Source organism: Rheinheimera sp. 4Y26, from assembly GCF_025245835.1.
GTDB lineage: Bacteria > Pseudomonadota > Gammaproteobacteria > Enterobacterales > Alteromonadaceae > Pararheinheimera.
In genome coordinates this window covers 238,603-264,097 of sequence record NZ_JAOBWS010000001.1, presented here as the reverse complement: position 1 = coordinate 264,097, position 25,495 = coordinate 238,603, and the positions used below count along the sequence as shown (strand labels likewise).

Genomic DNA, 25,495 nt, shown 5'->3' with positions numbered 1-25,495 from the left:
TTCATATTCCCGGCCTTCAGTTTGCCGGAGCTTGCGTACAACATCAGCTGCTTGTCTCCCCCAAGTCTTAAGATTGCCTTAAGTAAAGCCTTTTAAGCTCCTGTCAGATGAACAAGGAGTCTCCATGAAACTGCTGTACAGCTTTCTGTTTTTATTCACTTTTTCAACCTTTGCCAGCGAAACAGCCCCAACCCCAGCCCAGGCGCTGAACCTGGCGCAATATCAGGGCAAAGTGGTGCTACTGGACTTTTGGGCGTCCTGGTGTGGCCCTTGCCGACAGTCTTTTCCCTGGCTGAATCAGATGCAGCAAAAATACCGCGAGCAGGGTTTAGTCATTATTGCCATTAATGAAGACGAAGAACGCGCGGACGCAATGCAGTTTTTGCAAAAGTACCCTGCGCAATTTTCGCTGGTATTTGACCCACAAGGCGAGCTGGCCTCGCATTATCAGTTGCAGGGCATGCCAACCAGCATTTTTCTCGACAGAACAGGCCAGATCCGCTTTAGCCACGCCGGCTTTTTTACTGCAAAAACCCAGGATTACGAACACGAAATTCAGCAGCTGCTGCAAGAGGACACAAAATGAATAACAAAATCAGGATATTAATCACCGCTTTGGCGTTGTCACAACTGGCCGCCTGCGCCAGCCTTGATACGGTCAAACCCTGGCAACGCGGCACTTTAGCCAAAAAAGAGATGCAGCTTAATTCTGCCGGTCTCGACAATGCGTTAGATGATCACATTTATTTCAGTAAAGAAGGCTCCAGCGGCGGCCGTAGTTTTGCAGGCGGAGGTTGTGGATGCAATTAACTAAAACCGGCAGTATCAGCGCGGCTTTAGCGGCCGCCACCTGCACCTTATTGTCTGCCAATGCGATAGCGGCCGACAGCAATACCGGTAACAGTACCGACAGCTTGATCGAAGGCTGGCAGTTTAATTCAGCTTTGCTGTATTACGGCGAAACCGACCGAGTCAAAGCAGCCGAAGCTATTTTAAGTGCACGCGGTGACTTTGGTGACGATAAATTTCTGAACTTAAATCTGGTACTCGACAGCCTGACCGGCGCCTCAGCCACTGGTGCAGTTGCTCAGCCTGACGCCCAGACTTTTACCCGGCCATCCGGTGCCGGCAGCTATACCACAGCGGCAGGTGCCACACCGCTTGACGATACTTTCCACGACACCAGGGTGCAGCTTGATGCCAGCTGGGAGCAGCCGCTCACCGCCAATTACCGGGGTACTGTGGGCGGTCATTTCTCCAAAGAATATGATTATTTATCTTTGGGTATCAACGGCAATATCAGCCGCGACTTTAACCATAAAAATACCACTTTATCTGTGGGCACTTCATTCAGCCACGACAGCATTAACCCGGAAGGCGGCATTCCGTCTGCTTTTACCCCTATGCTGTTTCGCAGCAATTTTGCCAGTGAAGGGGCTTATCAGCAGGCTTTTGATGGCAGCCGCCGCACCGACAGCGACACCAAAACCACGGCTGAGCTTTTGTTTGGCGTCACTCAGGTGATCAATCCTGACTGGCTGATGCAACTGAATTATTCGATTGCCAAAGCCGACGGTTATTTATCTGATCCCTTTAAAGTGCTGAGTGTGGTGAACAGCAATGGCATTACCCAACAGAACCTTTACGAACAAAGGCCAGATTCGCGCACCAAACAAAGTTTGTACTGGCAGAATAAATGGCACTTAAGCGGCAGTTATCTGGATTTGTCCTACCGCTATATGTGGGACGACTGGAGCCTGAATTCACATACCGCCGATGCACGCTGGCGTTTCCCGGTGGCTGGCAACTGGTATATCGAACCTCATGCCCGTTATTACACTCAGGATGAAGCAGAGTTTTACCAGCCGTTTTTAAGTGAAGGCATGCCGCTGCCGGCTTTTGCCAGCGCCGACTACCGCATTGGCCAGATGGATGCTTACACTGTGGGCGCCAAAGTGGGCACTGTGCTTGAAGGCGGCCATGATTTTGCCGTGCGGCTGGAATATTATCAGCAAAATCCAAATAACCCGGGCGTTGAACTGCCGGGCGTGCTGCAAGATCTGGAACTGTTTGGCGACGTTAAAGCGGTGATGCTGCAGGTCAGTTATTCGTTTTAAAGGCTTGGTCATAGCTGTGACCTGCCTAGCGGGCCGCAGCTGTGGCTTGCTAAACACTAAATCCCTGGCTATTAACAGTCACTCAAGCGGGCCCGCAAAGCCCGCTTTTTTTCTGCCTTAAGGCTGCAATAGCGGTATTATGGCAATAAGCTTTGCTAAACAGCTGATTTTACGCGGATAAACCCATGACCTTACATACTGCCCCCAGCAACATCAGTCTGGAAGCCACCAGTTATGGCTGGCTCGGCCAGTTTCGTGCCATGGCAAGCCCCTGCGAAATTCTGCTTGAGGGTGTCACCGAAGCCAAAGCAACTGAACTTACTCAGCTGGCAGCCAATGAAACCTGGCGTATTGAACAAAAATACAGCAGGTATCAACCCGACTCAGTGTTAAGCCAAATCAATCAACAAGTTGATTGCTGGCAACAGCTGGACGATGAAACCGCTGCTTTAATGCAATTTGCCAAAACCTGTTATCAGCTGTCCGACGGCTTATTTGATATCACCTCTGGGGTGCTGAGAAAAGTCTGGCGTTTTGATGGTTCGGACCAAATTCCGGACGCAGCAGCAGTCAGAGCTTTATTACCTCTGGTTGGTTTTAACCAACTGAAATTTACCGGCGATAAACTTTGGCTGCCAAAGGGTATGGAGCTTGATTTAGGCGGTATTGCCAAAGAATATGCGGTGGATAAAGTGGCGCAGTTGCTGACAACAGCAACCACAGCACAAAACACGGCCATGGTGGTGAACTTTGGCGGCGATATGCTGGCAGTGCGAAGCAAAGCCGACCAGCAGCCCTGGCGCATAGGTATTGAACATCCGGGCAAACCGGACGAGCCAGCCATGCTGGTTGCACTCAGAGCCGGCGCTTTGGCCACCAGCGGTGATGCCAGGCGTTTTTTACAAAAAGACGGCATCCGCTACAGCCATATCTTAAACCCCAAAACCGGCTGGCCAGTGCCCAATGCGCCGCGCTCTGTCACAGTGTCGGCGCCAAGCTGCGTGATGGCTGGTTTATTAGCCACCACAGCGCTGTTGCAAGGTGCTGATGCTGAAGCCTTTTTACAGCAACAAGGCTTACAGTTCTGGCTGATCCCCTAAACTACAGCATCACCCGCATTCGCTCTGCTAACCTTGCAAAGCAGTGCTCTGTGCCGGCCAGACGCCAGTTTTGACTTTACACCCGCCTTGGTCTGGTGATGCTGCCAACACAAGGGGCTGGGCGAAACCAACCGGCAATGTTATGGTTATCTGAAACAGTCAAACCCAATGCTCAGGCCTGAAAAAACAACTGTACCTGAGCTGTGTCAATAAAGTGGAATTTGCTTTTTTGACAAATGGTTATAGTGTGTACCACTATGGTTTGGCTTTTTATGCCACTCCTGCATCGGCAACCGATGCAGTCCGTCCCGGCTTGTAAATAAGGATGTCCATGCGCACCAGCCCCGTCATCTTCTGCTGTTTTTTGCTGTGGATAGTGACCGCATGGCAAGCATGGGCGGCTGCACCTTTAACAGTGTTGTACCCTCAGGTCAAAGCACCTTATGACGACATTTTTAAACAAATCATCCGCGGCATTGAACATCAGCATCAGGGTGAGATGCGCCTGCAACAATTAGACGCTGCGACTTCATTGCCACAACTTGCCAAAGAGCTGCGCGCCGACAGCACGACCATGGTGATTGCACTGGGTAAAAGTGGTTATCAGGTGGCACAACAAATCCACAGCAGCAATAGTGTGGTGGTTGGTGCCTTGCCTGTTCAGCCGGCCGGTCTGGCTGGCATCAGTTTATTAACCGATCCCAAAGTGTTATTCAGCTCATTAAAAATGCTGGCGCCTGCGGTGGATAAAGTCCATGTGTTGTATTCCGAATCAAGCCGCTGGCTCATTCAAATCGCGATAGAACAGGGCCAGCAGCAAGGTATTGAAGTTATTGCGCAAAAGGTGACTGATCTTAAAGATGCAATCAGACAATACCAGGAGTTATGGCAAAACATCGATGCCAAAACCACGGCCGTCTGGTTGCCGCTCGACCCGGTGTCAGTCAATGAACAGGTCATTCTGCCAAAAATTCTGGAAGTTGCCTGGGAGCGCAATATAGTGTTGTTTTCCAGTAAACCCGAACATGCCAAAAGAGGCGTATTATTTTCCACTTTTCCGGATCATTTTGAGCTGGGTCGCGAGTTGGTGTTGATGGTTGAACAGTTGCACCAGACCAAAATCGCAGCTACCGTAATACCACTGCAACAAGTTCAGCTGGCAGTCAATCTACGCACGGCCGCACACCTTGGCATGGAATACAAACCGGAAGTATTACGACAAATTGCCATTACATTCAAATAATTAAAAAATCAGATGGCAATAAAAAACACTCCAACACTGAAGCGCCAACTCCTTAATCTGTTGCTTCCCAGCCTGTTTGTGCTGGTCGCCACCCTTGGCATACTGCTGATTGCCCTGACCTCCCGCTCCAGTAATCAACAAATGTTGTCTAACGCACAACAACTGGCTTTGTCTTTTTCACAACAATCGGTCTTAGCGCTGTTAACCGCCAGTGCAGAAAATGCCGATGCCGTATTGCAGCAGATGCAGGCTTTTCCGGATCTGATTGGTGCCGGCCTGTGGAGCAACGAAAATACCATGCTGGTCTGGCGCGGTGATGACATCCATGCCCGTCAGTTTCGCGACAACTTAGCCAATAATCCAGACCAGATGTTTATCTGGCAAAACGATCAATTTATCTATCTGGCCGCACCGGTGCAGGTGCAGTCGCAGGCAGAGCACAGCGAATCGGAATTGTCGCTGGACACCGCCAAGATGCAAAACCTGGGTTATGCGCTGCTGGTCTTTAGCAAAGAGCGGCTGCAACAACAAAACCGAGACCTGATGATGTTAAGTTTGCTGGTGCTCTCTGTGGCAGTGGTCAGTATTTTTTTGTTTCTCAGCAACTGGCTGCAAAAAATCATCCAGCCACTGCATCAATTGTCTGAACGGATGAAAAGTGAAGACTTTTTACAGCAAGCCACTGAACCTGTCTTGGCCGGCAGCTCTGAAATCCAGGACATCAGCCAGTCTTATCAGCAGATGGCTGCCGCCATTGCCGAACGCGACGAAGCACTGAAATTACACCAGCAAAAATTAGAGTCTCTGGTGCAAATCCGTACCAGGGAACTGACCACAGCCCGCGATGCGGCACTAACGGCCAGTCGCCACAAATCCGAATTTCTGGCCAATATCAGCCACGAACTACGCACCCCATTGCAGTCGGTGATTGGTTATATCGATTTGGTGAACGAGCAGCTGGAATTTAGTGACTATGCCGACTTGACCACCGACTTAAACCGGGCGCAACAGAATGCAGAGAACCTGCTGAAGATGATCAACAGCCTGCTTGATTTAGCAAAAATAGAAGCGGGAAAAATGGAACTGCATTGTAGTTTTGTCCGGCTGAATTCGGTAGTGACCCAGGCGGTGGAACTGATCCGTCCTTTATTACAGCAAAACCAGCTACAACTGCAGCTGCCGGAACACTCGCCTGAACTTTATCTGGACGGTGAAAAACTGCTGCAAATTCTGGTGAATTTACTCAGTAATGCCTGCAAATTTACCCGGGGTGGCATTATTAGCTTAACAGTGCGCTATCAGGAAACAGGCTGTGAATTCAGCATTGCCGACACCGGAATCGGCATGACAGAGGCTGAACTGAATAAAATTTTTACTCCCTTTTATCAGGCTGATGGCAGTCAGAGCAGACAGAGCGGCGGCACCGGTCTCGGACTGGCCATTACCCAACAATTTGTCCGCCTGATGAATGGCAAAATTCAGGTTTCAAGCAAACCGGGCGCAGGCTCTGAATTTGTGGTATACGTTCCGATATTAAAAACTTAACTGTATAAAAATCAATAGCTTCTATACAAAATACTGCTATGTTGTAGAAACGCCGGGCAGGTAATTTGCGCAAAAGTCACCTTGGAGATCACTGCATATGAAATTTAATCCGTTTGTTCGTGCTATCCTGCTGCTGGCATCATTGCATAGCGCGGCCAGCTGGGCTGCGCGGCAAAACACCATCGAAGAAGAAGTTGCCGATTTTTATGGTGAACTGGACATGGTGAGTATTGCCACCGGCACCAGCAAACGTATTGATAAAGCACCTGCAGTAACCACTTTAATCACAGCCGAAGACATTGCCCGCAGCGGAGCCAGCCATCTGGATGAAGTGCTGGAAATGGTACCGGGTTTACATGTTGCCCCTTCGACCATCAGCCGGCTGGACTCTGTGTATTCCATCCGCGGCCTTCAGACCGGATTTAACCCTCAGGTGCTGGTGCTGCTCAACGGCACCGAATTTAAAAACAGTTTTTCCGGCGGCTTACCTTATACCTTTCGTTTTCCGGCCAATATTATTGAGCGTATTGAAGTGATCCGCGGCCCCGGCACTGCAGTCTATGGTGCTGACGCTTATTCCGGTGTGATTAATATCGTCACCAAAAACCTGAGCTCCAGCGCCAATAGCGCGGGCGCGCGCATTGGCAGTTTTGGCAGCCGCGATTTATGGCTGCAAACAGGCGGAAACTGGCAAGAGCTGGCGCTGGGTTTTGCGCTGGAACATCAGCAATCGGATGGAGATACCGATCGTGTGGTCAACGCTGACCAGCAAACTGTGTTTGACCGCATTTTTGGCACCAAAGCATCAAGAGCCCCCGGCGCACTGGCAACCCGCTACGATATTCTGAATGCACACGCCACAGTGCAATATCAGGGTTTTACCTGGGAGCACTGGTGGTGGCAGCAACGAGATGGTGGTCTAGGCCCTGGCGGCGCTCAGGCGCTGGATCCGGCTGGCTACCAAAAATTCCGTGATTACCGCACTAAACTCAGCCATGTGCATCAGCTCAATGACAATTTGTCCTGGACCAATGATTTGTCGTATCTGGATGCCCGCAGCGAAACTTATTTTGTGTTGTTTCCGGCCGGAACCCGCCTCCCCATCGGTGCCGATGGCAATGCCAATTTTACCAAACCGGTCGGACGGGTCACCTTTACTGAGGGTTATATCGGCAGTCCGCGCAGCAACCATCAGGACAGCCGCTTTAACAGTATCCTGAACTATCAGGGCGTGAACGAGCATGAACTGCGCCTGGAGTTTGGTGCCTTTGAACAAAAACTCAGCCCCAGAGAACTGAAAAACTTTGGCCCTGGTGTTATTGATGGCACTGTGGCGCAAATCGACGGTCAACTGACGGATGTGACAGGCACTGACTATATCTATGTCAAACCGGTCAGCCGCACCAATGTACATCTGAGTGTGCAGGATATCTGGCAGATTGCCGCCGACTGGGCCCTCACTTATGGTGTGCGCTACGACCACTTTTCCGATTTTGGCAGCACAGTGAACCCACGCCTCGCTGTGGTGTGGGACACGGCGCATAATCTGACCACTAAACTGCTGTATGGCAGCGCTTTTAGGGCACCTTCTTTTAACGAATTGTTTTTACAAAATAATCCGTCAGCGCTTGGCAACCCCAATCTGGATCCGGAAACCATAGATACCGTTGAATTGGTATTTGACTACCAGATCAACTTTGACAATCATCTGGTATTTAACCTGTATCAGTACAGAGCCAAGGATTTAATCGACAAAACAGCAGTGCCAGGAACATCTTCATTACAAACCGCCAACCTGTACAACCTGGATGGCCAGGGTGCCGAGTTTGAATGGAACTGGCGCCCTGCCGCGCACTGGCGTGCCGACTTTAATTTTGCTTATCAGGACACCACCAACAGAGCCACTGATTTACAGGTGGCCAATGCGCCCGGACAATCCGCTTCGTTGCGGTTGTATTACGACATTAACAGCAACTGGCAAGTGTCGGGTTGGGCCCACTGGATAGCAGACCGCCAGCGGGCGGCAAATGACAACCGCGCTCCGCTGCCCGATTATCAACTGTGGAATCTGTCGCTGAATTACCGGCCTGATCAAAGTCCGTGGCAAGTAAAAACCGCCATTCGCAACTTGCTGAATAAAAAAGCCTATGAACCCAGCGGTACCGCCATCAGCAATGATTTCCTGCTGGAAGGTCGCAGCCTGACCTTACAAATCAGCTACAACTGGCAGCCATAACATGAACAAAGATTTTGTTTATGCCGCACAAAGCAGCAGCCGCATTACTGAGGAAGTTGCGGCAACGGATAATCCTTATCTGACAGTACAACAACGCATCTGTGGTTATGACTTGCTGGAACTGATGCAAAAACGCAGTTTTACCGATCTGTTGTTTTTGCTGCTGACCGGCGAATTGCCAGATGCAGCCCAGGCCCAACTACTGCAACAGCTGCAAATTGCTTTATGTAACGCCGGCCCGCGCCATCCGGCCACCAGAGCTGTGATGACGGCCGCAGTCAGTAAAGCGCGGCCGGAACATTTATTACCTATTGGCTTACAGGTCCTGGGCGGCGAACGTCAGGGTGCTGTAGCGGTGGCAAGCGCCTGGCAAGCGCTGAAACAGCAACTGGACGGGATCAGCACAGACAATCAACTGCCGCCGGCAGGATTTGGCCAGCTCTATGGGGAAGCGGATCCGCTGATGGCTGACATACTCAACCAGCTTGCCCGGCTTCCGGCGGCAGGCCCGGCACTGGCGTTATGCCGGCAATTACAACAACAGTGGCAACCACAGCAACAGGGTGTGCTGGATGTAGGGCTTTGTGCTGCAGCCTGTCTCGACCTTGGCATTGGCCAGCGCGAAAGCATTGGTTTATTTCAGCTGCTGCGTGCCCCGGGGCTGTTGGCCCATGGTATGGAACAAACTCACAGACCCATCACCGCCTCACCTTTACTCGCGGACGAAGATTATGAATACCAACAAGTCGAATAAGCTGGCGTTGTGGGATTCCCGCCGTGGCCGTATTGTCAGCCGCATTGGTAAATGGGTTGGCGGCCAGGATGTGCAAATCCGGCAATATTCCCTGCTCAATGACTTGTTCCTGCAAAAAAGTTATATGCAGGTGCTGGTGCTCAATGCTACAGGTCGTTTGATTAGCGCTGAGCTTGGCTGCTGGCTGGAAAACAATTTTATGGTGATGAGCTATCCGGATGCCCGTATCTGGTGTAACCAGATTGGCGCCTTCGCCGGTGAATTGCACAGCAGCCCGACCGCAGCCACTGCCGCTGGTTGTCTGGCAGCTGATTCCCGCGCTTATGGCGGTAGCCTTACCTCAAAACTGGCGATGGAATTTATTCAACGGGCGCGGCTTGAGGTTGAGCAAGGCTTAAGCATTGAGCAACTGGTGGCCAGAGTGCCGCTCAAACACGGCAAACCCGCCATTATTGGTTTTGCCCGTCCTGTGGCCCGCCACGACGAACGTATTGAACCTCACAGGCGTATGACGGCAGCTTTGGGTTTTACCGATGGCCCGCACCTGACGCTGGCCAATCAGCTGTCTGACTACTTACTGGCGACCTTTGGCATGGGCATTAATATTGGCGGTTACACCGCCGCCTTTATGTCAGATCAGGGTTTTAGCCCGGACGAAGTGTACCGTATTAAAAACCTCTGTGTTGCCAGCGGTGTGATGGCTTGTTACGTTGACCAACTTGATCAGACTGAACGTAGTTTTCTGGCTTTGCAATGTGCCGATATCAGCTATCAGGGGCATCCTGCCCGAAGTGTTCCTGTGATTGACTAATGATGTGTTTTAACAGCGCTGGCTTTTTCTGAACAAGCTAACCGCCCGGCGTCATCGATTGGTTCTGCAGACTTTGGATACGGGATAACATCGGTGGGATTTCCTCCGGATCTATACGGATATCCAACAGCGTGGGCCCTTGTTTCTGAAAAATCGCGGAAAAATCCAGCGCCAGCAGTTGTTCTGCAGCGGTGATCACCGCAGCATCCACCCCAAGCGCCAATGCCAGCGCAGCATAATCCACAGCGCCCAGTTCAAAACCTATTTTTTCTGCATTCCCCAGCCGCTGGCCATGCATCACCATACCAAGCACGCCATCGTTCAGCACAATAAACAAAATGGGCAACTGCTGTTGTTTGGCGACAGTGATCTCCTGCGCACTCATCAGATAAGCGCCGTCACCGGTCACACAAACGTGCGCCGCGCCGCTGCTATCACCAAGCGCAGAGCCAATGACAGCACCTATAGCCCAGGCCATAGCGCCTAACCCCATCGCAATATGGAATTTGCCGTTGGATTCAGCACGCTGGTAATAATGAATTGCCCAGGCCCATGCATTGCCGGCGTCGGCAAAAAACCGCGTTCCTTCGGGCAATATGCGGGCCAGCAAACAAAACAGGCTTTGTGGTTTGAATGGCAGCTGACGATGTTCCATCGCCATACTATCGCGCCACAGACTACGACCACCCAGCGCATTGAGTGGAGGTACAGAACCAAATTCAGGCCAGCATTTGCCCCACTTCAGCTGAGCTTGCCGCACTTCGTCCACCAGCTTTTTAAAGATCACCGGCAAAGAACCACAGACATGCAGTCTGGCCATAGGCGAGCGGGTGAAATGCTCAACGCTGGAGTCAATATGGATCAGCTTATGATTGATTAACTCTTCGGCCCAGCCACTGGTGCCAAGCTCCCCCAGCGCAGCACCTATGGCCAGCACCAAATCCAGCTTATCGTCTTTGTCAGCCAATAACTCAGCCGCACTGCTGTGTCCGGCAAAACCAAAAACCCCCCGATACAACGGATGAGTTTCATCCACCCAGCGTTTGCCCATAGGGCCGGAGACAAAAGGCGCATTCAGCAAAGTGGCCAGCTGCATAATGCTGCCGGACGCATCCTTACAACCGTCACCAATAAAAAGCGCGATATGTTTAGCCTGTGACAGCTCCTGAATCAGCTTTTCCAGCGCGACTCTGTCGGAGAGCTGAAATTGCTGGGTTAATAATTCAGGCCTGACTTTGGGCAGGTAACCTGCTTCGGTGCGTAAAATATCGGATGGAATCGAAATATGCACAGGGCCGGCCGGAATACGGCTGCTCGCCATCACAGCGGCTATCAGTTTGTTTTCCAGTTGTTCCTGATGGCTGACCAAGGAGTTATAACGGGTGCAATGGCGAAAAATGCCAACAATATCAATGGCGGCACAGGAAGAATCCTGCAAGGCTCGCCGGCCGAACTTGGGTAAAGGGGTTTGTGCGGTGATTACTAAGATAGGCACATTGTCGGCGTAAGCGCTGGCAACGCCGGTCAGCAGATTGGTCGCGCCAGGGCCTGTGGTGGCGCAACAAACGCCGAGTTTTCCGGTTTCTCTGGCATAACCATCCGCCATAAAAGCAGCACCGGCTTCATGCCGTGCCACCACTGCCCGCACACCACCGCGGCGCTCACTGCGCGCCAGTGCGTTAAACAGTGGTTCAATGGCACCGCCCGGTACGCCAAAAACATATTCAACACCTAATAAATTCAGATACTCAACGACGAGATCTGCATACGTCACTTGCTCCTTGTCCATCTGCTGTCCATGCTCAATCAATTGATCGTGCATTTGATATACCTTTTAAAAAGCCATGGGAGTTCATTTCCCCCAGCCATGGGTATATCACAGGGTTGGTTAAAACAACAGCAGACAAGATGTCTAAGATCTTGTATTAGAATGTTTTTTCGATTTGTTCGATCGGCAGCGGTTTGCTGATGTGGTAACCCTGGGCATAATCGATACCCAGCGGTGCCAGCATGGCAAAAATGTCCGCATTTTCGACAAATTCGGCCACTGTTTTACGGCCAAGTGCGGTGGCTATTTCCGCCATAGATTTCACTAAAGTGAAATCCATTTTGTCGCGGTGCATATTTTTAACAAAAGAGCCGTCAATTTTAATACTGCCGGACGGCAACTGTTTCAGGTAACTGAAGGTACTGAAACCTGTGCCAAAATCGTCGATCGAAAACTCACAACCTAAACTGGTTAACTGTTCAATCATGGCATAGGTGCCGCTGATATTATTTAAACTGGCCGTTTCGGTCAGCTCAAACACAATACGATGTGGTGACACCTGATATTGCTGCAGTTTTTGTTCAATCAGAGGCACCAACCGCTCATCTCTGAATGCCTGGGCCGACAAATTAATGGCCACTTTTTTCAGCACCGGATGCCGGCTCATCATGGCGATGGTCTTGGCAATCACCTGATGATCCAACAGGTTAATGTCTTCTACCTGCTCCAATGCCTGAATAAAATCACCCGGATAAACCAGCCGGTCGGCCAGACTCAAGCGCACCAGAGCTTCAAAATAAACCACTGCGTTGGTTTTGACACAAACCACAGGCTGAAAATGCAGCACAATCTGGTCACGCACTATGGCTTCGCGCAGTTGTTGTGACCATTGCAATGAATTTTGCAGCGTATGGCTTGCCGCATCCTGCACACTGTAACAGTGTGCCCTGTTCCGGCCTTTGTCTTTGGCAACATACAAAGCAATATCAGATTGTTGCAGATAAATTTGTGCATCCGGCATACTGCCGTCAATCAGGCTGATACCAATACTGCAACTGAGTGAATAGACTTTATCTTTTAAAGTGTAAGGCCGGTTTTGCAGTTGCTGGCATAACTGCTCCGCCAGCTCTACTGCTTGTTGCATGGATTTATCCTGGGTGAGCACCACAAACTCATCTCCGCCAACCCGGCACAGCAAATCTGTTGCACTGAGCTCTTTTGCCAGCCGCAGCGCCACCTCACGCAATATGGCATCACCATGCGAATGACCATGGGAATCGTTAATGACCTTAAAATGATCCAGATCGATATAGAGTAAAGCGTGTGTCCGTTCAGCAGAAGCAAGTCCTGCCAGCCGGATCAATTCCCGGTCAAAAAAGTGGCGGTTATATAAACTGGTCAGCGGATCGTGCATCGCCAGATGCTGTAACTCCTGCTCGGCTCGTTTGCGCTCTTCTATATTTTCGAGCGTAACAGTGACACCTGACATTTGGTCCGGCAGCTGCGCCATATTCAGCGCAACCCAGCACTGCGGCATCATCAATTGCAGTTCAATATGCCATTGCTGCGCCTTGCCCTGACACAAGGCCTGTAATTGCTGTTCAAACAGCACCCGATCGGCCGGATGGAAAAAACTGCCAAGCTTGCCGGTATGCTGCAGACTGCTGCCAGCTACCAAATCGAACCAGGCTTTATTGGCAAAGCGGATGTTTCCGTCTGGATCTAACTCCATCAGCACTGTAGATACATGGTCCAATACCCGCTGATGAACCAGAGATAAGGCCCGGTAGCGCTCTTCGCTGCCCGCCAGTTGTTCAACTTTTTGTTTAAACTGCTCGTTACTGACCAGAAAATCTTCGCGTTGGGTGGCAACATCAATCACCCGCCGCAGTTGCTCTGCCCTGAAGGGTTTACTGACAAAATCGGCAGCGCCCTGCAGCATCATCTGCTCGGCAATCTCAATACCACCATGTGCTGTCATCACCACCACAGACTGCTGAGGCCGCTGGCGCATCATTTCTGCCAGCACTTGCTGACCATTCAGGCCTGGCAACATCACGTCCAGCAATACCAGCGCGAATTCCCGCTCCGCAAAACAAACCAGCGCTTGAGGGCCTGTGGCTGCAATCACCACATCATAATTGGGCTGCAGAATACGGCGGGCCAGTTCAGCAATATCAGGTTCATCTTCCACCACCAGAATGCATTGCCGGTTTTGGCTGTGTGCAGCTTTTTGCAATAAATGATTGATATGCCGGGGTAACTCCGCCAGCTGTTGTTTTGCCACCACCAGGTTGATGCCATAAGCCCGGGCCGTGGTTTCGGTGATCCGTTCACAATAGGTAGAACTGAGCAGAATAAAAGGCGTGTGTTCATCACACTTGAGCACATTGGCGCGAACCAGTCTGGCCAGGCGCCAGCCGTCGATTGAACCAATATCAATTTCAGAAATAATCAGCTGCACAGCCTGTTGCTTTAGCACAGCAATAGCGTCAAGGCTGTTATCGACCCGGATAATCTGCACCTGACTGTTGGCAGGCAAAACCCGATGCACAGCCTCGTTCATCGAAGTGCCAGTGACCAATAATGCTACATATTCAACCTGCACCAACACTTCATCCTAACTTTTGTTTGTGCTGAACAAACGCGATTTAGAAAAATCCACCTTAACTTCAGGGCGCAGGCAACGCAAGCTCGTTCCTTATTCAGGCTCAGCAACCAGGTTATTCAGTATCAGGCTGTAACCAGCCCGTGCCGGCAATGGCAAAGCCTGTTACAGCCAGACTAAATCTACATAAGGTTGTGTTTTAACGCCGCAGACTTAGCTGGGGCGCAACGACTTTTCCGTTAAATCCAGACTAAAATCCTGACCATCCGTCAGACAGATCTTCAACTTTTGCTGAGAAAAGTGCAGCTTGTCTATATCGACGCTATCCGGTAACAGATAAACAATCAGCGAACCTGCACTGATTGACAAAATTTTAGTCGCCTGGCTGGATTTTTCCGCTATTTGCCCGGTAATGCCGTCACGCAGAAAACTGTGCCCGGTGATCTTGACCAGACCATTGTCGTATTCATCAACGGTGCCGAGGAAAAAGCGATTTTCATCGTTAATGAATAGTCTGCGATAACAAACCAACAGCTTGTCGTTGTTTTTCAGCATAAAAATCTCCAATTAAATCAAGTGTCTTTGTTGATATAAACTTTGCCAGTATTCGCCCTGACGTTCGGCACATTCGGTTTCAACATAATGTCGCAGCCGCCGCCGGTCTTTTGGCTGGTCTTTTAACGCGGACCCCAACAACACGTGCAGCAACAATGTCGCATCAGGGCGGCTTTGCTGATAATAATAAGCGTGGGTATAAATGGCATGGGCAACACTGACAGCTTCGGCGGTTGACATAGTGGCGCCCGCCAGCCGGTCGGTACTGCGGCCATCCAGCGTCTGGCCATTGCGCAGTTCGTGAAAAATAGTGGCCAGCACCTGGATAAGCTCGTGCGCCGGTTCCACCATAATGTGGTTGGCCGCCATCAGTTTATTGCACTCCTGCAGTATCACTTGCGCTTCATCATCCAGATGACGGATAGGTTTTATATGCTCAAAACTCAGCCGCCGTTTTAGCGCAGAACTCATGCGCTGAATGCCTTCGTCCACGCTGTTGGCGGTGGCCACAATATTAAAACCGGCCGTGGCATACAGGGTACTTTGGGCTGAAGGCAATTCCGGCACCACCAGAATACGCTCAGATAAAATGGACAACACAGCGTCCTGCAAAGGTTGCGGACAGCGGGTAATTTCTTCAAAACGTAAAATTTTGCCATCGCGCATGGCTCTGTACAGCGGGGTGCTGACCAGTGCTTGCTGGCTTGGGCCCTGCAGCTGCATCAGTTGTGGATTCCAGCTGTAAAGCAGCTGGCTCAGGTTGCTGATGGCGCCGCCCTGGATCACCTGGGTTGAATCACGGCTAATAGCGGCCGCCAGCAATTCTGATAGCCAGGATTTGGCGGTACCAGGGGAGCCGGTCAGCAAAATACCACGCTGGGTGCATAAGGACAGAATAATGCGTGTGACAACCCCAGCTTCGGCGACAAATTTGCGGCTGATGCCAAGCGCACTGTCGCCACAGATAAAACGTTCCACCGCAATGGCCGACATAGCCCAGCCAGGTGGCACAGGCGCTGTGTCCTGCTGCTGCAGTTGTTCCAGCTCAGCCGCAAAAGCCTGCTCTGCTGATAATTTTTGTGCCGTTTTTGTCATACGGATGGCCTCACTCCACCGCGGTTTTCCGGAGCCATCCGCTCCTGCAGCAGCACTTTGGGTAACTCGCTGAGCGGGATCACACCTTCAACTACCAGATTCAGCGCACTGTCTCGCATGGTAATCATGCCGGCATCCAGCGCCTGCCAGCGTAGTTCAGTGGCAGTTTTTTGTTGTGAAATGGCATTACGGATGTCGGTATTCACCAGCATAAATTCAAACACGGCCACCTGACCATGGGTGCCTCTGCCGTTACAGCGCGGACAACCCTGGCCTGCAAAACAACGAAAGTTAGCCGGAATTTCATCGGGAAATAACTCTGCAACTATAGCCGCATCGGGTTCTACCTGCTTTTTGCAATGCGGGCAAATGCGTTTTGCCAACCGCTGCGCCATCACCGCCAATAATTCACTGGCAATCGAATTGGGATGAATTTCCAGATCGCGCAAGCGCTGAATCGCATCTACTGCATCGTTGCAGTGCAAGGTGGATAACACCAGATGGCCGGTTTGTGAGGCTCTCGCCGCCTCCAGCGCTGTAGCGTGGTCACGGATTTCCCCCACCAGAATCACGTCCGGGTCTTCGCGCACAAAAGCACGTAATGCATCCGGAAAATCAAAACCTATATCAGCTCTGACCCGGGTTTGCTGAATGTTATCTATTGAATATTCAATCGGATCTTCGACCGTGATCACTTTGCGTTTGCCATCTTCTGCCAGCAATTGCAAACCGGCGTATAAGGTGGTGGATTTGCCCGAGCCTGTGGGCCCAACCACCAGCACCAGCCCGGCCGGGTTATTTAGTAAGCGCTGATACATGCCGGTGACACGCGCCGACATGCCCAAATCCGTCATGCTCAGGGCGCGCCCGGTTTGTTTTAACAGCCGGATCACAATATGTTCGGCATGTAATGAAGGCTGGGTTTGAATGCGCAAATCATATTGATGCTGGCTATGTTTAACCTGACTACGGCCCCCCTGCGGTAAACGCCGTTCACCAATATCCAGTTCGGCGCGGATTTTAATCACATTAATCAGGCCGGCTAAATCCGTCATCGACACCTGAAACTGCGTCATGTCCTGCAAGTCACCGTCAATGCGCAGTCGCAGCCTGGTATGTTGCTGATAACACTCAATATGAATGTCACTGGCATGCTCGCTGATGGCTTCCATTAATAACGCATCGTACAAAGACACCAGATAAGGATTGACCGGGTTGGGTTTGCTCTCGGCGTTTGCTTCTTCAGTACTTTTGATTTGTTCCGACTGGGCGCGGTACTGCGCCTTGGTGCTGACATCCAGCTGAGTCCACAAGCGGTTAAAGTCTTCCGGGGTCAGCAAGGCCAGGCTGATATGGCCGTTGCCATTCATCATGGCAAGCTCGGCATAGTCTGCATCCGGGTCGTCTGTAACCACCAGCAGTTTGTTGTCGGTAATATTGACCGGTAACGCATGACTGCGATCGAGAAAAATCCGCGAGAACTGGCGAAATAACGAGGCATCAACCTGCTGGATCAGGCTTTCGTAATCCAAAAAGGGGAACTGCCGCTCTTTAGCGACAGCTTCAAACAGGCTACGGTTTTTCAGTTGTTTAATGCGGTTAATTGCATTAATTAAAGGTTCGGCATTTTTCTGGGCGTCAGCTTTAGCGGCCTGCAAGGTTGTTTCGTCGACATAACCTAAATCAATCACCATATCGGCTAAACGGCGGCTGAAATCGACCCAGCCCAGATTATTTAACCGCTGCAACTGACCTTGTTGCTTCTGGTACAACACCAGATTTGACACATGATCTTTGTCATCTTCCAGTGTCGCCAGGTAACCCCCTTCGGCCAGCACGGGGAGCAGATGCTCAAAACTGGTTAAGATGCAGGTGGTCATAATCAGCTGGCACTGGCCGCATAAAGGCGTACTCAGGTTGGCATCGAGCTGAATCACCTCAATATTACTGATATTTAATGCATGAAAATGCTCGCAGGTGGTACGAGCCAGCAAGTCGTTGCGTTCTATGGCAAAAACCCGTGCCGCCATTTTTGCCAGAATGGCACTGAAATAACCTGAGCCTGCCCCGACATGCATCACCAGTTGCTGCGGTGCAATGTCGGGCAGTAGTTGCAAAATACGTTGTGCAGCAGCCTGTGTCGGGAAGGAGTGGCCGGTAACCCGGTCGGCATGTTCCGGCTGACTGGCAAATAAATGTCTGGCAGGTGCTGAAGCGATAAGACTGCAGGCGTTATCCATGCATTGGCCTTTTACCGTACTGATTCATACTGGATCAGTGTAGTGCCTTAAATTAGAAAGATATTAATTGAGCGCAAGTTTTATGCAGATCGCTACCACAACAACTGTCACTGCATAAAAGTGGCGCTGCTCAGGCCTGCGTTGAATTGAGTTAAGCCGAGCTGCATTGAGTTGAGTTGAGTTGAGTTGAGTTGAGTTGAGTTGAGTTGAGAAAGTAGCATGGCCGCTAAGCATTTCAGCGGCCATGCCAGGGGTTAATAACTGCTTTAGTGTGCCTGAGTGTGCCTGTGCAGTTAGCGCAACTGAACTTCAAGCAACTTCATTAGCTGCATTCAGCGCCACCAGACAACCAATTATTTATTTGTCACCACAGGCTGGGCATTCAGAAAACCCCAGACAAAATCAAGCTGCAGCACTTCAAGTTCCGGCCTGGAATTATTGTCGCGGTGATACCATTCTGAACGCGGAATACCATGGTGACTGCGAAAATATCCAAAATCACTCAGGCTGGTTTCAAACACCGACAACGCCAGGAAATGTTTGGTGGCAGTGCCGTCCGGTATTTTGTCGCCCGGTTTTTGCCCAAGGCCTGCCACACCAGCTCTGGCATGACAGCTGACACAGCTGGAACCGTCCATAAAACCGGCTTCAGTCACCGAATTGCCCAGCATGGTTGGCCGCCCTGTGGCAGTGACAAAATCCACCTGTGAGCCCTTCAGCCGGTAATTTAACCAGGCGCTGTCGGCGGGTGACGGCTCATGCTGATCTTGGTCCGCCGTGGTACCAATTTTCAGTTGCGCCAATAACTGCTGCCACTCCGGTCTTGGTTTTTCCAGCGGGTAACCGGCATCAGGCCGGAACACTATGCTGCTGTCATTAAGCTTATCCGACTGCTGATTGGGTTTTACATAATTGTCAGCTGTGCCTGATGGGCGCACGTCGGCACTTCGATAACCATAAGCGTCGTTACAGCCGGTGGTGTCACAACGCCCCGGCAGATTAATGTGCTCAAAGGTGGTCCAGACCCAGTTTGGCGTGTCTTTAGACGAGATATGAAAGGCCACCAGATAATGCGGACCTTGCAGATTACACTGGGCTTTTGGGTCGTCACTCAAACCAATAGCGGCCAGATTAATTTGCGTCGACAAATATTTACTGGCGTAAGCGGTTGAATCTGCTGGCAAACCCAGGGCATTGATCAACTGATAATGCACCCAGTTGCTTTTGATCATCACGGCATCAAAAGGAAAATCTATTTTGAACAACTGGCCTTTCTTGCCTGCTCCGGCCGCAACTTCAGCACCATGATAAGGCGCTTGTTGTTGCAAATTGGCCTGATTGGCAAAAAACACCTCCAGCGCACCATCGGCGTTATACAAATTATTGCGGAACAAATAGTCGTGAAACGCCTGATTGCGAATGGTCAGTTCGGCATTGGTCTGGCGGATAATACGGCCCACACTTTGTGCATCGGCAGGTTTAAAGTTTTTCAGAATAGCCGGTACCAAATCTACTTGCCGGCCATTTTGTGGCACAGCGTTGCAGGACGGCGTACCGGAGCCATCCGCTTTTAGCATGTCCGCAGGCGCCGGCTGATGTAACGAATTCAGCTGATGATGAAAAGGAATACGGGTATGGCGGTTTAGCTCTTTGCTGCGCGCTTGTGCTGTGGCTTTTTCACCCACTGCGCTGGCAAAAGCTTTGAGTTGTGGCGCAAAACGCTGGCCAGGAAAAACCGGGCAATGACTGGTGCTGTTGGTGGCATCCCCTGGGCGGCAACAGGCATTGGCCGCTGGTGTTTGCCCACTCTGGCACAATGGGTAAGGTTGAGCTGGCCAGTTTTGCTGCTCGTCAGCCCAGTTCGACCAGAACTTGTCCTGCACCACCTCAGCAAACAACTTCCAGGAAAACATATCAGGGCAAGTCATGGCCGGGTTTGAAATGGGCTTGCCATTGTCGCGGTTAAACGCCTGCAACTGACCATTGACCAACCTCATGCTGCAATAACCGGCGTCCCGCACATCCGCCTGAAAGTACATGGCGGAATCTATCGCTGTGGGTTTGGCATCTGCAGCACTAAGACCACTGCAAAATAACAGCGGCAGCGTCAGCGCAATTGCTTTGCGCAGGCTGAAGTTAGCAATGGCTGCGCTGTAATTTTCGACACTGTTGTGTTCTGTTCTATAAATTGCTGTTTTATCTACTGATCTGTGATCAGCTAAGTTCAACATTGCTATGGGCATCTTGCTCTCCTGCGGTTTGCCGGCTTGGTTTGCCAACTTAGGTTGCTGTGGTCACTCACAGCGTCCAGAGCCTAGTTGGCACCACCACAAAAGCCAGAGTTCCAGAAGAGGAAAAGCTGATAATTCTCTGATAAAGTCTGGTTCGATATTTTCAGGCACACATCAGCGCCATCAGGGCTGGTTTTTACCACTCAAACACAGGAAAAACCTGGTGTTGTAGCCAGCGCGATTTGCAGCGGATAAATTTGGGGTTTTGTTAGTTATAACCAGACTAAACCTGCATAAGGTTTAGCTTTTAATGCGCTTAACCGGCTTTGTAAATTGCCACAATGCACTTCCAGCTTATGGCCGTCCGGGTCTAAAAAATACACCGAGTTGCCTTCACTGCTGTTTTGTTTCCACTCCATAATGCCGGCGTCTTTGAGTTTCTGCACATATGGGCCAAAATCCTCTGCAGCGATACTAAAGGCAATATGTGAATAATCCTGAGCAGGCTGCACCTGATCGCAGGACAAGCAAAACCAACTATCACCCAGCGTTAAATAGGCGCCAGCATCCCAACGCACCACGGCTTTCATACCAACAAACTCAGTGTAAAAAAGCAGCGAACTATCTAAATCACTGACAGCAATGGTGATATGGTTTAAGCCCTGCAGCATCAATATTCCTTATCAAGCAACACGATAAACAAAAGTTATCAGGATGAGGTTTGAGTTTATTAAATTAATCAGTAGCACGAGATGTGCCCCTCATTACATGACCCCAATTGCATTGAAATTGGATGATGTACTTGTGCTTTGTCACACAGTTAACTACCAGTCATTAATTTTTTTATTTCAGATATTATAAACTCTCTTCCTTCTTTAGATTTCGCGAATTCTACCACTATATCTACAAGCCTATTATTGGTAACTCTAGCCCAAAGGCCTTTTGGCATTACCTTTGCAGATTCTTTAAATTCACTAAATTCCTTTTTGACTTGTTCAAGATTACTCTTGGTTATTTTGCTTTCTTCTTCCAACTTTTCAAAATTTTTCAGTAGCTCGTCAAATTTAACATTAATTTTCGATAATTCTTCATCGCTAAATTGTTCATTCTCGTTGACGGCGTTATTTTTTAACTGATCTTCTATTTGTTCTCTAAGATCGTCAAATAAAGAATCCTCTAACTTAATTATAGAAATCTCAGAAAAAAGATAGCGACACCATTTTTCAATATAATCAGGAGCATTACTTAGTTCATAAAGATGAATTTTATCCACACGTTTGCATTCCCCCGGAGAAAATATTGCGTAATGAACAATAGATTTGCTTTTTCTTTCAGAAACCCCTGATATAACTGACGCTAAAGAGTCTCGTTGTGTAACTGTATCAATTTCCACTTCTTCACTAATCTGAAATGTATAATTTTTATGATATTTGAATTCAATTTGAACCAGAACTTTCCCAGTATCAGGGAAATATAAATTAAAGTCTTTTTGCGAAAATCGAGTATGTTTAAAGCCGTTTTTCAGTTTTTCAATGAATGCTACATTCACTTGAGGCATGTGATTTTCCTTTTAATAATGAAGTCACCAACGTAAAAAACTACCTTGTTAAACCGTGGTTCGTACAGTCTCTCTATTAAATACACACTGAAGTTACACAGAAATATTAATCACGACAAGGGCTTGGAGCATTATCAGGTTTTGATGAGCTGAAGGTGTTGGGACATTCCGATACTTCAAAATGCAGCAAAGAACCCAATCATCAAACCAGCGCTTTTCCCTCCCCGTTAAGCCAAGCCGATAAAAATTGGAAGTTTGAGGTTTTAAGACGCCAACTGTTTGAGACGGCTGACGTTAGCAGCCGTCGAGTTTTGGCGGCGCCTCAAACTTTTGATTTTTAGCGGGCTTTCGAAGGCTTACCGGGGTCGCTTTTTATGTCACTTTTTGTCGACACAAAAAGTGACTCGCCCGCGGAGGCGAGTCTCCGCTTCTACAGCACCATCAGCTGCAAGCTGAAATGTCATAACACAAGGTCACCATCAGCCATAAAAAAAGCCAGGCTAACCTGGCTCTTTGCAACAACACTCAAAGCTAAAATGCGCTCTTAACCCTTTAAAACCTTAGCGCGGCCCGCTGTGGCTTTAGGTTGTTTTGGCTGGCTTTTTGGCTGGGCTTTGCTTTTTGCTGCCGGTGCTTCAATCACAGTTTCCGACTTTTTATTGGCGCGGCCCGGCACTATTTTGCGCGAGATGCTTTTTAATAAAGATTCACGGTTACTGACTTCAAAACCCGGCTGGATAATACGTTCAATTTTGCTGCCAATCAGCTTTTGAATCCGCTCTAAGGTCAGCTCTTCTTCACGGCTGACAAAAGACAGCGCCTTACCGGCAGCACCGGCACGACCGGTACGGCCAATACGGTGCACATAATCTTCCGGCAAATACGGCAGGTTAAAATTCACTACGTAATCCAGGCCCTGAATATCTAAACCACGGGCGGCAACTTCTGTGGCAATCAGCACCTGTAACTTGGCCGATTTAAAATCAGCAATGGCACGGCGGCGTGCGCCCTGGCTTTTATCACCGTGGCACACAGCGGCATTAATTTTGCGTTGTTGCAACCCTGCCAATAACCGGTCGGCCTGCTCTTTGGTACTGGTAAATACCAGCACCTGGAACCAGTTTTGTTCGTTCAGCAACAGCTCAAACAATTCAATTTTGCGGCTTTCTTCCACTGCATACACCACATGGTGCACAGTGTCGGCGGTGCTGTTCACCTTGGTCACTTTAATTTGCTGATGGTTATGCAAAATTTTGTGTGATAACTCGTTCACCGCAGGCGAAGTGGTGGCAGAAAACAGCAGCGTCTGGCGTTTGTTGGCGGTCATTTGAATAAGTTTCAGCACATCGGCGCTAAAACCCATATCCAGCATACGGTCGGCTTCGTCCAGTACCACAAATTCCACGTCGCTTAAAATGACATTGCCAAGCGCCATATGCTCTAACAAACGGCCTGGCGTGCTGATCACCATATCCACACCGGCAGTTAACTTATTGGCCTGACCGCCCATTTTCACGCCGCCATATAAAGCAGTGACGCTCAGCGGCACATATTTGGCGTAAGCTTTTACCGCTTCAGCAATTTGCTCGGCCAGTTCGCGGGTGGGCGTTAAAATCAGCGCACGTGGCCGTTTTTCCACTGTGGCTTTGGGATTATCTAACATACGTTGTAACAGCGGCACGGCAAAAGCGGCGGTTTTGCCGGTGCCGGTTTGCGCTGTTACCTGTAAATCTTTACCACGGCGCGCCGGCACTATGGCCTTTTCCTGCACCGGAGTCATGTCACTGTAGCCGCACTCTTGCAGCGCACGCTGTAAGTCTGGTGCTAAATCTAAAGATGAAAATTGCATAAAAAATCCTCTGTAGAAATGGCTACAGTCCAAAAGTTGGGGGCGAAATATACAGCATTTTGCGCGCCGAGCAGAGTTTTGTTTTTACCTGCCAGCGTTTTTCCACAGGAAAAAGCAGCTAAAGCCTTGGCAAATCAGCAAAAAATTCCGGCACTACTATAAAAAACACCAGCGTTTTTTGTCAGCTGTTATTCGTTGTCGTCAGCGTCAAAGGCTGCGCGTGGCTGATGATTGGCGGCACGGGCCAGAATTTCGATATAAAAAGACGGCCACTGTGCATTGAGCGCGGCGTCGATATGTTTATTAATTTCCGAGGTAAACACCTTTTCGGCCACATCTTTTGACGCGCCAAAACGACAATCAAAAGTCCAGTAGTCTGCGCCTTGTGGCAAAGTTTTGCGCCGCTCGCGGTTCAGGTATTTTTTAATCTCATGTTTGATTAAATCCACCAAACGGGCAGGCTGGTGTTTGTCGTGACTTAAAGCGAAAGTTTTTTTCATCGGAATTCTCAGGATATGATGGCAAAGCACAAGCGGCTACAAGCGCGGCATTCTACATCATTCGCCACCACGCAGCGCCAATATTCTCAGTTTTTGGCAAAGAGGCTCAGCCTAAAGCCCAAAAACGCAGCTCCAACAGCATAGCTGCAGCGGGGCTGGCGTACAAAAAACCGTGGTTTTGTATTATGGTGCAATACAGAATGACCCAAGTGACACGGGGGCGCCGATGCTGACAGTGGCAAAATTAATGAGTACCAACCCGGTATGTGTGTCACCCGACGACACCCTGGCAGTGGTAAAAAGCATTTTTGATAAAGTAAAATTTCACCATATTCTGGTGGTGGAACAAGGTGTCTTGGTGGGGGTGATTTCCGACCGGGATTTATTTAAAGGCCTGAGGCACCGCCGCCGAAACCAGCCGCGACTTAGCCACCTTAAATAAAAAAGTGCATCAGCTGATGCACCGCAAACCCGTGAGCTTAACGGCTCAACACAGTGTGATGGATGCAGTAGCGCTGTTTAACCAGCAAGGCGTGTCCTGTATTCCGGTCGTAAATGCCCGCTGTGCCCCCATCGGCATTTTAAGCTGGCGCGACATTATGCGCGCCCTTGATAAAAGCCAGACTAAAGAAACCGGCGGTTGATAATTGCAGCTGCCGGTGGTTATTGCCGTAAAAGTTACGCCTTTGGTTGTTTTTAAGTGGGGAGCATCAGGCAAAATACAAAACCATGGGCTGAGCTTTAGCTAACTTACTCATTTTATTAGATAAACGAGAACTAATTGGAACAGTTATTTAGATGAAATTGTGTTTAAAGAAGTCTTTTTTTTACTGGATGGCCCAGAAGGGGCCTATATTGTTGTTTCCATTGGCAACCCTTTATGCATATTTTCGTATATTTGTTTGGGGCCCCACTGGGGATAGCGGCATATATAGAATGAATTATTTTATTTTGCTCGCCGGCAGTGTCGCCTCCATTTATATTTTATTTGATCTGTTGGCACTTTTTATAAAAAAGGCATCTTGCGAATTAGAATTACAACAAGATTTTGCAATCATTGATGGTAAAAAACTTTCATATGATGAAATCATCATAAAAAAGAAAAGCTCTGGTTTTAAAATTTGCCTTTCTTATAAAAACAACATTTTCTGGGTCTCTGGCTCAGGCTATAAAACTGAAAATAGCCTGGAAAATTTTATTGCTGATGCGTCTAAGCTGGTCACCGTCAAAACAGAAAAGGACTCAGGAATATTGTAAATTCAAAGCCATTACAATAGCGCCAGTC

22 protein-coding genes are annotated in these 25,495 nt (G+C 49.5%); 12 read left to right on the top strand and 10 right to left on the bottom strand.

Annotation, left to right across the window (positions count from 1 at the left end; translation table 11 throughout):
• Positions 1-124 precede the first annotated feature (124 nt).
• The 9 genes from N3Z11_RS01065 (at position 125) to N3Z11_RS01025 (ending at position 9,806) form a co-directional block, all read left to right on the top strand.
• Complete coding sequence (locus N3Z11_RS01065; RefSeq protein ID WP_260655287.1) at positions 125-586, top strand: TlpA disulfide reductase family protein; 462 nt, start codon at positions 125-127, stop codon at positions 584-586.
• Complete coding sequence (locus N3Z11_RS01060; RefSeq protein WP_260655286.1) at positions 583-810, top strand: DUF4266 domain-containing protein; 228 nt, start codon at positions 583-585, stop codon at positions 808-810. The genes N3Z11_RS01065 and N3Z11_RS01060 overlap by 4 nt, the downstream gene beginning before the upstream one ends.
• On the top strand, positions 801-2,117 hold the full coding sequence (locus N3Z11_RS01055) for a DUF3570 domain-containing protein (protein WP_260655285.1): 1,317 nt from the start codon (positions 801-803) through the stop codon (positions 2,115-2,117). Before N3Z11_RS01060 ends, N3Z11_RS01055 begins: the two co-directional genes overlap by 10 nt.
• Positions 2,118-2,302: 185 nt before the next feature.
• A complete protein-coding gene (locus tag N3Z11_RS01050) occupies positions 2,303-3,217 on the top strand; it encodes an FAD:protein FMN transferase (protein ID WP_260655284.1) in 915 nt (304 codons plus the stop codon).
• Positions 3,218-3,548: 331 nt separating this feature from the next.
• On the top strand, positions 3,549-4,460 hold the full coding sequence (locus N3Z11_RS01045) for an ABC transporter substrate-binding protein (RefSeq protein ID WP_260655283.1): 912 nt from the start codon (positions 3,549-3,551) through the stop codon (positions 4,458-4,460).
• 78 nt (positions 4,461-4,538) lie between these two features.
• Positions 4,539-6,005: a sensor histidine kinase gene (locus N3Z11_RS01040; RefSeq protein ID WP_260655282.1), complete on the top strand. Its 1,467-nt coding sequence runs from the start codon at positions 4,539-4,541 to the stop codon at positions 6,003-6,005.
• 97 nt (positions 6,006-6,102) lie between these two features.
• Entirely contained in the window at positions 6,103-8,241 is a 2,139-nt protein-coding gene (locus N3Z11_RS01035; protein WP_260655281.1) for a TonB-dependent siderophore receptor, read from the top strand.
• A 1-nt stretch (position 8,242) separates the two neighbouring features.
• Entirely contained in the window at positions 8,243-8,995 is a 753-nt protein-coding gene (locus N3Z11_RS01030) for a citrate/2-methylcitrate synthase (protein ID WP_260655280.1), read from the top strand.
• Positions 8,973-9,806 (top strand): hypothetical protein, encoded by an 834-nt coding sequence (locus N3Z11_RS01025; protein ID WP_260655279.1) that lies wholly within the window; start codon positions 8,973-8,975, stop codon positions 9,804-9,806. The genes N3Z11_RS01030 and N3Z11_RS01025 overlap by 23 nt, the downstream gene beginning before the upstream one ends.
• Positions 9,807-9,843: 37 nt before the next feature.
• On the opposite strand, the gene N3Z11_RS01020 is transcribed toward N3Z11_RS01025, so the two are convergent.
• The 10 genes from N3Z11_RS01020 to N3Z11_RS00975 form a co-directional block, all read right to left on the bottom strand.
• Entirely contained in the window at positions 9,844-11,628 is a 1,785-nt protein-coding gene (locus N3Z11_RS01020; RefSeq protein WP_260655278.1) for a thiamine pyrophosphate-binding protein, read from the bottom strand.
• A gap of 103 nt (positions 11,629-11,731) precedes the next feature.
• Positions 11,732-14,182, bottom strand: coding sequence for an EAL domain-containing protein (locus N3Z11_RS01015; protein WP_260655277.1), 2,451 nt, complete (start codon positions 14,180-14,182; stop codon positions 11,732-11,734).
• Positions 14,183-14,395: 213 nt separating this feature from the next.
• The gene (locus tag N3Z11_RS01010) at positions 14,396-14,737 is read right to left on the bottom strand and encodes a hypothetical protein (RefSeq protein ID WP_260655276.1); all 342 of its coding nucleotides are present in this window, start codon (positions 14,735-14,737) and stop codon (positions 14,396-14,398) included.
• 12 nt (positions 14,738-14,749) lie between these two features.
• Positions 14,750-15,832, bottom strand: coding sequence for an ATP-binding protein (locus tag N3Z11_RS01005; protein WP_260655275.1), 1,083 nt, complete (start codon positions 15,830-15,832; stop codon positions 14,750-14,752).
• Complete coding sequence (locus N3Z11_RS01000; protein ID WP_260655274.1) at positions 15,829-18,072, bottom strand: ATPase, T2SS/T4P/T4SS family; 2,244 nt, start codon at positions 18,070-18,072, stop codon at positions 15,829-15,831. Before N3Z11_RS01000 ends, N3Z11_RS01005 begins: the two co-directional genes overlap by 4 nt.
• Positions 18,073-18,425: 353 nt before the next feature.
• Positions 18,426-20,315 carry a hypothetical protein gene (locus N3Z11_RS00995; protein ID WP_260655273.1) on the bottom strand — a complete coding sequence of 630 codons (1,890 nt, stop codon included), beginning with the start codon at positions 20,313-20,315 and terminating at the stop codon, positions 18,426-18,428.
• 260 nt (positions 20,316-20,575) lie between these two features.
• Complete coding sequence (gene fos / locus N3Z11_RS00990; RefSeq protein WP_260655272.1) at positions 20,576-20,974, bottom strand: fosfomycin resistance glutathione transferase; 399 nt, start codon at positions 20,972-20,974, stop codon at positions 20,576-20,578.
• A 149-nt stretch (positions 20,975-21,123) separates the two neighbouring features.
• Complete coding sequence (locus N3Z11_RS00985; RefSeq protein ID WP_260655271.1) at positions 21,124-21,861, bottom strand: hypothetical protein; 738 nt, start codon at positions 21,859-21,861, stop codon at positions 21,124-21,126.
• 544 nt (positions 21,862-22,405) lie between these two features.
• Complete coding sequence (locus N3Z11_RS00980) at positions 22,406-23,710, bottom strand: DEAD/DEAH box helicase (protein WP_260655270.1); 1,305 nt, start codon at positions 23,708-23,710, stop codon at positions 22,406-22,408.
• Between the two features lie 188 nt (positions 23,711-23,898).
• On the bottom strand, positions 23,899-24,210 hold the full coding sequence (locus N3Z11_RS00975; protein ID WP_260655269.1) for a DUF6172 family protein: 312 nt from the start codon (positions 24,208-24,210) through the stop codon (positions 23,899-23,901).
• Between the two features lie 226 nt (positions 24,211-24,436).
• On the opposite strand from N3Z11_RS00975, the gene N3Z11_RS00970 reads away from it, so the two are divergent.
• The 3 genes from N3Z11_RS00970 to N3Z11_RS00960 all read left to right on the top strand — a co-directional run bounded on the left by N3Z11_RS00970 (position 24,437) and on the right by N3Z11_RS00960 (position 25,467).
• On the top strand, positions 24,437-24,652 hold the full coding sequence (locus tag N3Z11_RS00970) for a CBS domain-containing protein (protein WP_260655268.1): 216 nt from the start codon (positions 24,437-24,439) through the stop codon (positions 24,650-24,652).
• Between the two features lie 16 nt (positions 24,653-24,668).
• Positions 24,669-24,854 (top strand): CBS domain-containing protein, encoded by a 186-nt coding sequence (locus N3Z11_RS00965; protein ID WP_260655267.1) that lies wholly within the window; start codon positions 24,669-24,671, stop codon positions 24,852-24,854.
• A gap of 211 nt (positions 24,855-25,065) precedes the next feature.
• Positions 25,066-25,467: a hypothetical protein gene (locus N3Z11_RS00960; protein WP_260655266.1), complete on the top strand. Its 402-nt coding sequence runs from the start codon at positions 25,066-25,068 to the stop codon at positions 25,465-25,467.
• Positions 25,468-25,495 lie beyond the last annotated feature (28 nt).